Origin of the sequence: Vibrio vulnificus NBRC 15645 = ATCC 27562 (genome assembly GCF_002224265.1) — a bacterium.
In the GTDB taxonomy this organism is placed as follows: Bacteria; Pseudomonadota; Gammaproteobacteria; order Enterobacterales; family Vibrionaceae; genus Vibrio; species Vibrio vulnificus.
Window position 1 is genome coordinate 1,368,714 of sequence record NZ_CP012881.1, and the last position, 13,298, is coordinate 1,382,011.

The window sequence follows — 13,298 nt, forward strand, 5'->3', positions numbered from 1 at the left end:
CTGCAAGGAATACGTCATGAGTAAAGGCTATGTTTGGGTTGTCGACGACGACAGTTCGATTCGCTGGGTAATGGAAAAAACCTTATCCTCTGCCAACATCAAATGCGAAACCTACGCCAACGGCGAAAGTGTGTTGATGGCGCTAGAACGTGAAGTCCCGGATGTTTTAGTCTCCGATATTCGCATGCCAGGTATCGATGGCATTGAACTGCTGCGTCAAGTGCATGAGAAGTGCCCGAATTTGCCCGTCATCATCATGACCGCACATTCGGATCTGGATGCAGCGGTTAACGCTTACCAAAAAGGGGCGTTTGAGTACCTGCCAAAACCCTTTGATATCGATGAGACGCTGACGCTGGTTGAGCGCGCCATCGCGCATGGCCAAGAGCAAAAACGTGAACAAATGGCTTCAGCGCAGACCCACACCGCGCATACCCCAGAAATCATCGGTGAAGCACCGGCGATGCAAGAGGTTTTCCGCGCCATTGGTCGCCTGTCTCGCTCTTCCATTTCAGTGCTGATTAATGGTGAGTCAGGCACTGGTAAAGAGCTCGTCGCCCATGCTTTGCACCGCCACAGCCCTCGCTCAAGCAAACCCTTTATTGCGTTGAACATGGCAGCCATCCCAAAGGATTTGATTGAGTCCGAACTGTTTGGCCACGAAAAAGGCGCGTTTACGGGTGCCAACTCGGTGCGCCAAGGTCGATTTGAACAGGCCAACGGGGGCACGCTGTTTCTCGATGAGATCGGCGACATGCCGCTTGATATTCAAACCCGCCTCCTGCGCGTGCTCGCAGACGGTCAGTTCTATCGTGTCGGTGGCCACTCACCAATTAAAGTGGATGTACGTATTGTCGCGGCGACCCACCAAAATCTCGAACGTTTGGTGCAACAAGGCAAATTTCGTGAAGACCTTTTTCATCGCCTCAACGTCATTCGCGTGCAGATCCCAGCCCTTCGCGAGCGCAAGCAAGACATCGAAAAACTGACCCAGCACTTCTTGCTGAAAGCCGCAGAAGAGCTCGGTGTAGAAGCCAAAACACTGCATGGTAGCACGGTGGAAATACTTAACCGTTTGAACTGGCCAGGCAACGTACGTCAGTTGGAAAACATTTGTCGCTGGCTTACCGTCATGGCCAGTGGCAGCGAAGTGTTGCCAAGTGATTTGCCGAGCGAGTTGGTCAATGAAAAACGCGTGGTGGATGACAACAACGCTTCTGGTACTTGGCAAGAAACCTTGTCGAACTGGGCTGAGCATGCTTTGGAATCTGGAGAAAAAGAACTGCTGGCTTATGCACTTCCTCAATTCGAACGTATACTATTAGAAGCAGCACTAAAGCACACCAATGGACACAAGCAGGATGCCGCCAAGGTTTTAGGCTGGGGACGCAACACGTTGACGAGAAAACTAAAAGAGCTGTACTAACCACACTCGCCCGATACCGTACCGTCGCGTCTGCCCATTTGGCTTATTCGGTTTTGCGCCTCTGTTTCGACACGTTCGAACACCGGTGCAAAACCCAAGCACTCAAGGAGAGACGCTTTTTCTATGTACGAACTCAACGACAGCAGCAAAATTTCTCTCAAAGCAGCCGTCATCACCCCTTTTGTGGTGATTTTTCTCTTATCGATCAGCTTGGTCATCCTCGTTCAACGACACAGCTATGAACGTGCCGTGGTTGATCTCAGTAACAAGCAACTCTCTGCGTTAACGGAGAATGTACAAACTCATCTCACTGAGTATTTAGGCGCACCGTTTGATGCCGGTTTGGCGATGGCACACACCATCAGCTTCAATCACCTCTACAAAGCTGATGATACCTCACAGTTGCAAGACTATTTCTTGAATGCTTTTCAAACCCTGTACGCCGATATCCCACAACTGGATGTGATCGGTTTTGGCTCGGAAGCGGCGGATTACATCGGCTTTCGCAAAGAGAGCAATGGCACGCACACATTAATGATTCAAGATGACCGCACCGACAGCAAATTGGTCATTTATCGCGGCGATAAAATCAGCAAAGAGATTGTCTCGGTGATCCCCAACTACGATCCGCGCGTGCGACCTTGGTACGCCCCCGTTGCTGAAAAGCGCCAGGTGATGTGGTCATCCATCTATGCCAATGCTGACGAGCGCCAAGAAATCACCCTTTCCGCCCTCTCGCCGGTTTACGACAAGCAACAGTTTGTCGGCGTGATGGTCACCGACATTCGCATCAATACCTTCAACGCGTTTTTAAATCGCTTGCAAGAGAAAACCAAGGCGACTGTCTACATCATGGATAACGACCAGCGCCTCGTCGCACACTCCGCTCAAGGCAGCGTGGTGTCATGGGGTACTGAGTGGTCGAAAAAAGGCGACCGACTGTTAGCCACCGAAAGTGCCGACCCCATCATTAAGCAGCACGCAGAACGAGCGAAAGCAGAACGCATGTTGCAACACGAAGATGCACAACAGTTTGAGTTCGAAACCAAAAACGGACGTTATTTCAGCCTCTTGTCGCCATACACCGACCAATATGGCCTCACGTGGTTTATTGGCATTTCCATCTCTGAAACCGAGCTTCTTGGCGTATTGCCGAAGTCGCAACAGCAAAGCTGGCTGATCGGCATACTGGTGAGCGCGATTGGGATGTCTTTCTGCTTAGTCATTTTCAGCCGTATCACTCGTCCTATTACGACCACCGCCACGGCAGCAAGAAATTTGGCCAACGGCAATTGGGATAGCTCGATGCCAAAACCTGGCCGCATTCGTGAAACCAGCTTACTGGTCAACGCCTTTAACGAAATGGCCAATAACCTAAAAGCGTCCTTTAAAGCCCTGCATAATCAACTGGTGTTTGATTCTCTGACCAAGCTGTACAGCCGAGAAGGATTGATTGATGTAAGTAAGCGCAAACTTACTGAGTCTGGCAGTTTATTTATGCTTGGAGTGAATCGCTTTCGTGATATCAACGACAGCTTGGGGCATCACAACGGTGACCAACTGCTGATCAAAGTCTCTGAACGAATCCAAACCTTGTTTGACGATCAGTTTTTGCTCGCTCGCACTGGAGGAGACGAATTTGCGATATACGCTCCCCATATCAATCAAAGCGAAGAAGTAACGTTGACGGTGAATCGCCTTCAGCAACTCTTCATCGCCCCGTTTTATATGAATGATGAAAGTGTGGTGATAAAGGTGTCGATTGGTGTCGTGATCACCGACAGTGACAGCAACATGACACGCTGGCTACGGAATGGCAGCATCGCGCTGAGCAATGCCAAACAAGATGTCTCGGGTGTCAGTTACTATCGTCCTGAAATGGCCGACGCTTCGAAATTTCGCACTCAAATGCTGGCAAAAATCCAAGATGGTATCGACAGCCAAGAATTTATCCCCTATTACCAACCCATTATTGAGCTTAAGAGCGGCAAAGTGATCGGTGCTGAAGCACTGGCACGCTGGCTTAGCAAACAAGGGATTATCTCCCCCCTCGATTTTATCCCTATCGCAGAAGACAGTGGCCTGATTCAAAAAATTGGCAGTCAGATTTTACGCCAAGCCTGCCATGATTGCGCCAAAGCGATCGCCGCTCAGCGCTGGGATGCTCGCTTTCAATTGCATGTGAACATTTCCGTCAATCAACTGCTTCGCGATGACTTTGTCGCTGAGGTTTCACAAATTTTGCAGGAAACGGGGTTAGCCGCCACTAACCTTACGTTAGAAATCACCGAATCGCGCTTGGTTGAAAGCGCGCATGGCACATTGGACAACATGCACAAGCTCCGTGCTTTGGGCATCGGCATTGCCATTGACGATTTTGGTACCGGCTATTCCTCTCTCGCCTATCTGCATTCGCTGCCGTTTGATTGCCTGAAGATAGACCGAACGTTTGTCGAAAAATTAAATCGCCAAGAAATGAACAATTCCGTTGTCGCCGCGGTGGTGAACATTACAAAAGGGTTCAATGTTAATGTTGTGGCTGAAGGGGTTGAAACCAGCTTGCAAGCCGAACTGCTGATGGAATTAGGATGCACCCTAGCGCAAGGTTATCTCTATAGCCGCCCGGTGCCATTTGATGAGTGGCCATCGCTATAAGCACAAACCGTTGAGATACATTAAAAATGCCAGCGTTTTCGCTGGCATTTTTATTTAAAGAGGCATCGATGCTGTGTTTAGATCACGCGAGAAAACTGCTGCTGACGCGCCTTGGCTCGCAAGTACTTATCAAAGCACATACAGATATTGCGAATTAGCAAACGGCCACGAAGTGTCACGCGGATCGCTTGTTCGTCAACGTCCACCAGCGCATCGTCAATAAAGGTCTGTAGCAATTGTAAGTCTTCTTTAAAGTACTGATTGAACGTCACAGCGAACTGCTTCTCAATCGCCACTTTGTCGAGTTTGAAGTTACAAATCAGCTGTTTGATCACTTCTCGACGCAATAAATCGTCACCATCCAGCGCAACCCCCTTCCACAGCGCATGACGTAAATCATTCACTTGTGCGTAGTACTTTTTCAGCTCTTTTTGGTTTTGCGCATAGGCATCGCCAATCATGGAAATGGCCGATACACCAAAGCCAACCAAGTCACACTCCCCTTGCGTTGTGTAGCCTTGGAAGTTGCGATGCAGCACGCCATTGCGCTGAGCCACCGCCAGTTCATCGTCGGGCAACGCAAAGTGGTCCATGCCGATGAATTGATAACCCGCATCAGTCAACGTCGCGATGGTGTTTTGCAGAATCGCCATTTTTTCTTCCGCTTTCGGCAAATCTTCATCTTTGATTTTGCGCTGCGCAGCAAAAAGCTGAGGCATGTGAGCGTAGTTAAACACCGACAATCGGCCAGGCTGCATGGTGAGGACTTGTTCCAGCGTTTTGGCAAAAGAATCTCGATCTTGCTTAGGCAAACCGTAAATCAAGTCGAGGTTGGTCGAACGGAAGCCGAGCTGCTTCGCGCGCTCAACCATCGCGAAAATAAACGCTTCATCTTGCTCGCGATTGACCAGCTTTTGCACTTCTTTGTTGAAGTCTTGCACGCCGATACTCAGGCGGTTAAAGCCTTCTGCACGTAGATGGTCCAGCATTTCCAACGCAATTTCTCGTGGGTCAACTTCAATACTGATTTCGGCTTCCGCTGTGAAGGTGAACTCTTCACGCAGCAGTGTCATCAAGCGGGTAATTTGCTTGGCACTGAGAAATGTTGGTGTACCACCACCAAAATGCAATTGCGTTACGCGACGACCTTGCAGTAAAGACGCACGTTGGCGAATCTCATGCTCCAACACATCCAAATACTCATCCGCTTTGTGCGAATGACGTGTTATCACCTTATTACAGCCACAGTAGTAGCACAGCTTATGGCAAAACGGGATGTGAATGTACAGGGACAGCGGTCGCTCTGGGTATTGCGTGCAAGCCATATCGTAGTCAGAAATGGTAAATGCTTCATGAAACTCAAGCGCCGTTGGGTAAGACGTATAACGCGGACCTGAATAGTTATATTTGTCTAATACCGCTTGGTCCCAAACAATTTGTTGGTTCGATTCAAGGTTCTGATTCGACATGGTGGTACTTCCATAAAATGCTGTGGGGCGCTATTTTGCCACATCAATGAGACGCTCATGGCGCTGTGATATGGCTTTTTTATCGCCAATTTTTAGAAGTGCTAGCCTGATCACGATAGCCCTACTCAAAAGCAGGGCTATGGATTAGATCATCTGAATATGAATTTGATTATTCAGCGGCTTCACTTTCTGTTGCAGAGTTTTTAACTCTTCAATCACCGCTTCGCTGAGGCGACCTTCCGCTTTATGGCGCTCAAGGTTTTGCTTCATGCGTTGCTGTTTCTCCAGCTTTTGTCTCTCTTCACCACGCGCCATATCTTTTACGATGTGGTAAAGCTCCGCAATGGCGGGATAAGTGGCATCGAAGTCGACGCGTTCCTCACCTTGAACGTAGTCCATGATGCAATAAACCCGAATCGCAATTTCGGATAAGTCACACTGACCCTGAATGCCCGCAAGGCATAGGGTATTTACGCTATCAAAGATATTGGCGTTGCGCTTCTCTATCGCCAATTTTTGATGCTGGAGCTGCAACTCCTTTTGCTTTTTAAGCTGGAGTAGAAGGTAACCAGCATACGACGCTAAACCAAGAATGATTGCGCCACCAAGAATGGCCAGTAGGGTTACACTCATCCGTTCGCTTATCCTTTGTAATCATCCATATCAAAGTCTTCAAAATCCGCCAGCAGATCATCATCAGAGCGTGATTTGCGCACAGGCGCTTCTTCTTCAAACTCTTCTTCCGCTTCTGGTTCGAGCAGACCAAGCTGGCTCATCAACTGTTCGATGCGATCCAGTTTTTCATCCACGTATTGCTGTAGACCACGACCTAGGTTTTCACCTGATTCGATACGGTCAAGCAACACGTTCAGTTTCGCATCATTTTCGAGCATCTCAAGCTCTTGCTCTGCAGACAAACGACGCTCTTGTTTCGTCAGTTTTTTCGCTGGCTCAACAATCAATGGAATTTTCTTTTTGCTGCCTAAACGCGGATCACGAACCTGCGAAGAACCGTGTTTTTGCTGCGCACCTTCTTCCGAATTGCGACCGCCCGCTTTTAGGCCTTTACGTTTTTTATCTTTCTTGCGTAAACGACCAGCGACATCTGATTCTGAACGATTACGGGTAACCATAAATTCTGGGGCGCCAGCGGCACCCGGCTTTCTCGATTTTTTCTTACGACTCATTACTGGGTCTTCCTCAGTAAAATTACATCTTTGCCAATAAATTCAAGTTCGAGCTTATCTCGCTCTGCCAGATACTGAAACGTTGCCTGGCTAAAAAAGATCACATGAGTGGGGTCATTTTTATAGTGCCAGTTCGCAAACGCTTCTCGATCAATCACCATTTTGGTCATTAAACCGATCCAGCCTCTGGGTTTAACTAAATTCAACCATTGTTGCCACACCACATTGGGTTCATAGAGGTGCTCGATCACCTCAGTAGCCGTCATGAAGTCATACTCTCTTCCCAGCACTGAACGGTCTGGATGATAATAGAGATCGTACAACGACATAACGTGACCATGCTCTTCTAGCATCAGTGAGAGCGTTGGCCCGGGTCCACAACCAAAATCCAGTCCATTTGATTGGGGTGCGATTCGTTCTAAAAGAGGATCGGTAATACGCGATAAAAAGCGGCGATAACCGAGGTCCAATGGATTGTTCTCATGCAGATCATAGTGAGATTTTTCAGTTTTTGCATCCAAGCGTTGCTCGGGATGAACAAACACTAACTCACACCGCGCACATTGCAGATACTCACGACGCTTGTCAGTAAAATAGCGCAGAATCTGATCATGCTGACATAAAGGACAAGTATGCATTCGGACTTCCTCAAATAGGGATGCGAAACATACCAGAAAGTCGACCCAGATTGGAGAGCCAACGGGTAAATAATCACCAATTTCGTAAAAAAACGGCCAAAATAAAAAAAGCGACAGCCATGCTGTCGCTTTCCGAACGGCCACTGAGTGGCCAAAACTGTGTTGCACTCATTCAGTGCACCAATAATCCATTTGTTTTTCGTGCTTTCCATGCCAAAAGGTGTTGTTCGTCATCTTCCTGATGATTTTTGGCTTTCCATCGACTTCCTGTATCACGGCTTACTCCCTAAGCCTGATCCTTTACCCTGTCTTAACCTTTAGACGAGATGACCATCCTTATCTGACCAGTATCCTACAGGTCTAACGTCCTTTTCTCCGACTACCAAGCGATCCGTTGCTTGCATCCTTGGAGACCATCTTGGTCTGAATCCTTCACCAACTCCCTGCTGGTGATGCCTAATTTACCTTGTCATCAAAATGAAACAAGCGAGTGAAAACGATTTCGTCGACGTTTTTGACTCAATTTTTATTTTTTTCTATTTATCAATGCATTAAGAAAAGCGCTTAGACAAAGGCGGGAAAAGAAATGGCAAATGTCTTACAAAGACTAAGGCAATTTGTCTTTTCTCTTCTTTTCTAGCTAAGCCATGTGGGTGCCTGGTTCTCAAAAAAGAAAACGCCCTAGTACAGCAGTACCAGGGCGTTTTCATACAACCTTTGCTCGAGCGGTTCAGGCTAATTAGTGAAGACCACCAACGTATTTAGACAGAATCTCAATGTCTTCGTCGGTCAGTTTCTTTGCGATGTCACGCATCATTGCATTCATATCATTGCCACGTGACGCGTCGCGGAATTTAACAAGTTGAGCTTTGATGTAGTCAGCATGCTGACCTGAAATTTTAGGGAAACCTGAAAGCTCAGTACCGTTACCACGAGGGCCATGACAAGCAATACATGCTGCAATACCACGCTTGGCGTCGCCTGCGGTATAAAGCACTTTACCTTGCTCCACCACATTTTCTGGTGTGGTGTTGTGAGAAATTGGCAGTGAGGCATAATAAGCCGCGAGATCCGCCATGTCCTGTTCACTTAATGGCATCGCCATGCCACTCATAACCGGATCGTAACGACCTTGCTTACCAGCACTTTCCATACCTAATTTGAGATCTTTCAACTGCTTCTCAAGGTATTTGGCGTGTTGACCTGCCAGTTTTGGGTAAGTAGTGATTGCACTGTTGCCGTCAGCACCGTGACACGCAACACACGTTTGGGATTTTGCTTTACCAGCTTCAATATTACCTTGGGCCCATACTGAGCAGCTGGCTATAAGACTCAAAATTAGCGCTAATTTCTTCATGACATTCCATTATAATTATCAAGCTTCCAGTACCACGGATGTGAACATACCGAGTACACTCATGGTACAATAGGCGACCTTATGCCGAGCACGGTTATTTTACACAATTTCACAAAAAAGTAATCAATCGACTACACAAAGTCGAGATGGAGTTAACAGTGAGCGTAAAAATTCATTACCAAAACACGCATTTCATCACTAGTGCACCCGATATTCGCCATTTACCCGCTGATGAAGGGATCGAAATTGCGTTTGCAGGACGCTCAAATGCTGGTAAGTCCAGTGCACTGAATCGCTTAACCAATCAGAAAAACTTAGCTAAGACCTCGAAAACCCCAGGTCGCACTCAGTTGATTAACTTGTTTAAAGTCACAGAAGGTTGCCACATTGTCGACCTACCTGGGTACGGCTTTGCACAAGTGCCACTTGAAATGAAAAATAAGTGGCAAAAATCACTTGGTGAGTATTTGCAAAAACGCGAATGCTTGAAGGGCTTAGTGGTACTGATGGACATTCGTCATCCAATGAAAGATCTCGACCAACAGATGATCTTTTGGGCAATTGAAAGTCGTATCCCTGTTCAAGTACTGCTAACAAAAGCTGACAAACTGAAGAGCGGTGCGCGTAAAGCGGAATTGCTCAAAGTGCGCAAGTTGGCGGAAACCTTCGGTGGTGACGTACAAGTGGATGTCTATTCTTCCCTCAAAGGGCTTGGGGTGGATCAGCTTAGAGCCAAACTGGATACCTGGTTTGCACCTGCGCTTGCTCACCTGCAGGAAGACGCAGAAGGGTCAAACTCAGCCGAGTAAAACGGATAACCATCGCTTCGCTCTCAAAGCCCTGCTGTTTATAAGCAGGGTTTTTTATAAACAGTTCTTTGTGTCTCTTCTTCCTTTGCTGATTGGTCATCACTGAATACGCCTTTCAGTCATTGCTCAGCGCAAATTTCTCTCTTTTAGATACAAAAATCCCCGCCATCCTGGCAGGGAAACGGGAGAGAAAAATCGGTAGTTATTGTTATGCTTTGAAGCATTACCGATGTTTGTTTCTATTTCAATAGCTCAGTCATTGTTCAAAATGACACTCCCTCTAAGTTTTCACCCCAAGAAGCACATCTAACTGACTGATAAAAATAAGAAATACATCAAAAACATCCTATTTATATATGCACTTAGTTTTCCAAGAGAAATAATCAGAGTGTGAGTGGTGTAAATTTACATATTGATATAACACTCTGTTGCGTTCGTTTTTCAATCTGAAACCGTATAAAAAGAAACAAACAAGAGGCGTTAAGAATGGAGATGCGATATAGATATGATTTAATTGAAATTTTATTTAGCCCAATAAAAAACGCCCCAGTCAAATAACCTGACTGGGGCGGCTGAATCAGCCTAATCCAATAACGTGAAACAAAAGGTCTGAAAGATAGAACATCTTACCTCTGTACCCTACGCGTACTAATGTACAACAATTGGTCAGAATTGCAAACTTTTTCTGTAGTTTTTTTTCATGAATTTTTTATTTAACTACAACTAAACAATATTTCTGCAAACTTTTTTGATGATAAAAAAAAGCCAGAGTTTGTGCTCTGGCTCATGATATTCATTCATTTTTGTACAAAAAATGCTTAATGTGCTTGATCCCAGTTGTCACCATGGCCAGCTTCCGCCACCAACGGAACATTTAGCTGTGCTGCAGATTCCATCAATTGTTGTACTTTACTTTCAATTTCGGTCAAACAGGACTCTTCCACTTCAAACACCAGTTCATCGTGTACTTGCATCAGCAATTTGACTCGACCATTGCCTTCCTCTTGAATCCACTGCTCCACCAACAACATCGCTTTCTTGATGATGTCTGCTGCTGTTCCCTGCATTGGAGCGTTGATCGCCGCACGTTCTGCTGCTTTACGACGCATCACATTGCGAGAGGTAATTTCCGGTAGATGCAAACGACGGCCAAAAATGGTTTCAACATAACCATGCTGAGAAGCATTTGAGCGTGTGTCTTCCATGTATTGCATGACACCAGGGTAACGCTCGAAATATTTATCCATATAAGCTTGTGCTTCACCACGTGGAATCCCAAGCTGTTTCGCTAGACCAAACGCACTCATGCCATAGATAAGACCAAAATTGACGGCTTTGGCTCGACGACGCTGCTCACTGGAGACTTGTTCAATCGACACGCCCATGATTTCTGCCGCGGTTGCCGCGTGGATATCTTTACCTTGCTGGAAGGCATCAAGCAGTGCTTGGTCACCAGACAAGTGCGCCATAATACGCAATTCAATCTGTGAATAGTCGACCGCAAGAATTTTATAGCCATGTGGCGCTACAAACGCTTGACGAATACGGCGTCCTTCTTCATTACGAATTGGAATATTTTGCAAGTTTGGATCGGTTGACGATAAACGGCCAGTCGCCGTCACAGCTTGATGGTAAGACGTATGTACGCGTCCTGTGTGTGGGTTAATCATTTTCGGCAGCTTATCGGTGTAAGTCGATTTCAACTTCGCTAAGCCACGGTATTCCATAATGACGCTCGGCAGTGGGTAGTCCAACGCGAGTTCTTGCAACACTTCTTCTGCTGTGGAAGGGGAACCTGACGGCGTCTTCTTGATAACAGGTAAGCCCATTTGCTCAAACAAGATGGTTTGCAGCTGCTTTGGCGAATTCATATTGAATGGCTGGCCTGCAATTTCATACGCTTTTTGCTCTAACTCTCCCAAGCGCACGGCGATCTCTTGAGATTGCGCAGACAGTTTCATGTCATCAATCAACACGCCAGTCCGCTCCATACGCGATAACACTGGCACCAATGGCACTTCAATCTCTTGATAGATGGCTTTGAGCTTCTCATCTTGTTCAATATTGGCAAACAGGCGGTTGTGCAAGCGCAAGGTGACATCCGCGTCTTCGGCGGCATAAACCGCGGCCTCATTTAGATCAATTTGATTGAAAGTCAGCTGATTCTTGCCTTTGCCAGCCAATTGCTCAAACGAAATACAGCTGTGCTGTAGGAAGCGCAGTGCCAAGCTATCCATGTCGTGCTTGCCGCCCACGCTGTTGTACACATAAGAAGCCAGCATGGTGTCGTGCTTGATGCCCTTCATCTCAATACCATAGCGAGCCAGCACTGAGGCATCGTACTTCAAGTTTTGGCCAACTTTTGCCTTGGTATCATCTTCCAGCAATGGCTTAAGCTGAGCCAGCACCCAATCGCGATCAAGTTGCTCCGGAGCATCCAGATAATCGTGCGCGACAGGCACATAGGCGGCTTCACCTTCTGCCACAGCAAATGACAGGCCCACTAAGTTAGCGACCATGTAATCAAGGCTGTCCGTTTCGGTATCGAAGGCAAACAGCTCTGACGCTTTCAGTTTGTCCAACCAAATGTCGAATGTCGCTTGATCGAAGATGGTTTGATATTGGCTACGGTCAATATTCGCCGCCGCATTGTTGATTTCACTTTCAACAGGAGAAGCGCCACTGCGTGCCGATGTTTGTGCTTTTTCATCCGCTTCAACGACACCACTGCCACCTTCGAGTAGCTCATTGAGCCAAGATTTAAAGGCCAGTTGGCCATAGAGCTTGATCAGCTCATCTTTATTTGGCTCTGTTTTTAAAAGGGATTCTGGTGTTTCTTGCAATGCCACATCAAGCTTGATCGTCGCTAACTGATAAGACAGCGACGCATTGTCTTTGTTGTCCACCAGCTTCTGCGCCATGGTTTTTGAGCCGCGGAAACCGAGCGCGGCGATGTCATCAAGGTGGTCATACAATTTACTCAAGCCACCAATACCTTGAAGCAATGCTGTAGCAGTTTTATCACCCACTCCAGGCACACCAGGAATGTTATCGACCTTGTCACCCATTAACGCGAGATAATCGATGATCAATTCAGGTGGAATACCGAATTTCTCAATGACCCCTTCTCTGTCCATCACGACATTGGTCATGGTGTTGATCAGGGTAATGTTGTCGTCCACCAACTGAGCCATATCTTTATCACCGGTACTGATCAGCACTGGCATCCCTTGTTGGGAGGCTTGATAGGCCAGCGTACCAATCACATCGTCCGCTTCTACCCCTTCAATCACAATAAGAGGAAGGCCCATCGCTTTAATAACTTGGTGAAGAGGTTCTATTTGGCAACGCAGATCGTCCGGCATCGGTGGTCGGTTGGCCTTATATTCCGGATACATATCGTCACGGAAGGTTTTGCCTTTGGCGTCGAATACCACCGCAATACGATCAGAAGCAAACTGACGCATCATGCTGCGCAGCATGTTCACTACACCGTAGACCGCATTGGTTGGGATATCACCATTACTCATGGTGCCAGGATAGGCATGAAACGCTCGATAGAGGTAAGAAGAGCCATCAATAAGAATTAATGGATTTTCAGGAATAGTGGCCATAGTTGTCGTTATCCAGCAGAGAATAAAATCATCTGCTAAGGATGCCACGTCTAATCCAGTGAATCCACGCTCTCGCATAAAATCCGTTAGCTAAGATGTCTCAATTCGCTCACATTTCCCTCTCCCGCTGTGGATAAGTCTGT

General features: G+C 47.0%; 10 protein-coding genes. 3 read left to right on the top strand and 7 right to left on the bottom strand.

Annotated elements, in window-relative coordinates; translation table 11 throughout:
- The first annotated feature begins 16 nt into the window (after positions 1 to 16).
- On the top strand, positions 17 to 1,426 hold the full coding sequence (glnG, locus tag AOT11_RS06320; protein ID WP_017420514.1) for a nitrogen regulation protein NR(I): 1,410 nt from the start codon (positions 17 to 19) through the stop codon (positions 1,424 to 1,426).
- Positions 1,427 to 1,549: 123 nt separating this feature from the next.
- Complete coding sequence (gene gepA, locus AOT11_RS06325) at positions 1,550 to 4,081, top strand: phosphodiesterase GepA (protein ID WP_017420515.1); 2,532 nt, start codon at positions 1,550 to 1,552, stop codon at positions 4,079 to 4,081.
- 77 nt (positions 4,082 to 4,158) lie between these two features.
- Here gepA and hemN read toward each other — a convergent pair whose 3' ends face one another.
- The 5 genes from hemN to AOT11_RS06350 form a co-directional block, all read right to left on the bottom strand.
- Positions 4,159 to 5,550 carry an oxygen-independent coproporphyrinogen III oxidase gene (gene hemN, locus AOT11_RS06330; RefSeq protein ID WP_017420516.1) on the bottom strand — a complete coding sequence of 464 codons (1,392 nt, stop codon included), beginning with the start codon at positions 5,548 to 5,550 and terminating at the stop codon, positions 4,159 to 4,161.
- 144 nt (positions 5,551 to 5,694) lie between these two features.
- Complete coding sequence (locus AOT11_RS06335) at positions 5,695 to 6,183, bottom strand: DUF2489 domain-containing protein (protein WP_011078962.1); 489 nt, start codon at positions 6,181 to 6,183, stop codon at positions 5,695 to 5,697.
- Between the two features lie 8 nt (positions 6,184 to 6,191).
- Positions 6,192 to 6,737, bottom strand: coding sequence for a Der GTPase-activating protein YihI (gene yihI / locus AOT11_RS06340; RefSeq protein ID WP_011078963.1), 546 nt, complete (start codon positions 6,735 to 6,737; stop codon positions 6,192 to 6,194).
- Positions 6,737 to 7,375, bottom strand: a complete 639-nt coding sequence (locus tag AOT11_RS06345; RefSeq protein WP_026050265.1) for a class I SAM-dependent methyltransferase — start codon at positions 7,373 to 7,375, stop codon at positions 6,737 to 6,739. Before AOT11_RS06345 ends, yihI begins: the two co-directional genes overlap by 1 nt.
- Positions 7,376 to 8,114: 739 nt before the next feature.
- Positions 8,115 to 8,732, bottom strand: coding sequence for a c-type cytochrome (locus tag AOT11_RS06350; protein ID WP_017420518.1), 618 nt, complete (start codon positions 8,730 to 8,732; stop codon positions 8,115 to 8,117).
- Between the two features lie 158 nt (positions 8,733 to 8,890).
- Here AOT11_RS06350 and yihA point away from each other — a divergent pair, with 158 nt between their 5' ends.
- A complete protein-coding gene (gene yihA / locus AOT11_RS06355) occupies positions 8,891 to 9,541 on the top strand; it encodes a ribosome biogenesis GTP-binding protein YihA/YsxC (protein ID WP_017420519.1) in 651 nt (216 codons plus the stop codon).
- Positions 9,542 to 10,118: 577 nt separating this feature from the next.
- Here the strand turns inward: yihA and spfP are convergent.
- Positions 10,119 to 10,166, bottom strand: coding sequence for a small protein SpfP (gene spfP / locus AOT11_RS24265; protein ID WP_438356636.1), 48 nt, complete (start codon positions 10,164 to 10,166; stop codon positions 10,119 to 10,121).
- A gap of 193 nt (positions 10,167 to 10,359) precedes the next feature.
- Positions 10,360 to 13,155: a DNA polymerase I gene (gene polA, locus AOT11_RS06360; protein ID WP_026050264.1), complete on the bottom strand. Its 2,796-nt coding sequence runs from the start codon at positions 13,153 to 13,155 to the stop codon at positions 10,360 to 10,362.
- Positions 13,156 to 13,298 lie beyond the last annotated feature (143 nt).

Coding starts and splice junctions, on each gene's coding strand:
- glnG (WP_017420514.1), top strand. CDS start 17: ATGAGTAAAGGCTATGTTTGGGTTGTCGACGACGACAGTTCGATTCGC.
- gepA (WP_017420515.1), top strand. CDS start 1,550: ATGTACGAACTCAACGACAGCAGCAAAATTTCTCTCAAAGCAGCCGTC.
- hemN (WP_017420516.1), bottom strand. CDS start 5,550: ATGTCGAATCAGAACCTTGAATCGAACCAACAAATTGTTTGGGACCAA.
- AOT11_RS06335 (WP_011078962.1), bottom strand. CDS start 6,183: ATGAGTGTAACCCTACTGGCCATTCTTGGTGGCGCAATCATTCTTGGT.
- yihI (WP_011078963.1), bottom strand. CDS start 6,737: ATGAGTCGTAAGAAAAAATCGAGAAAGCCGGGTGCCGCTGGCGCCCCA.
- AOT11_RS06345 (WP_026050265.1), bottom strand. CDS start 7,375: ATGCATACTTGTCCTTTATGTCAGCATGATCAGATTCTGCGCTATTTT.
- AOT11_RS06350 (WP_017420518.1), bottom strand. CDS start 8,732: ATGAAGAAATTAGCGCTAATTTTGAGTCTTATAGCCAGCTGCTCAGTA.
- polA (WP_026050264.1), bottom strand. CDS start 13,155: ATGGCCACTATTCCTGAAAATCCATTAATTCTTATTGATGGCTCTTCT.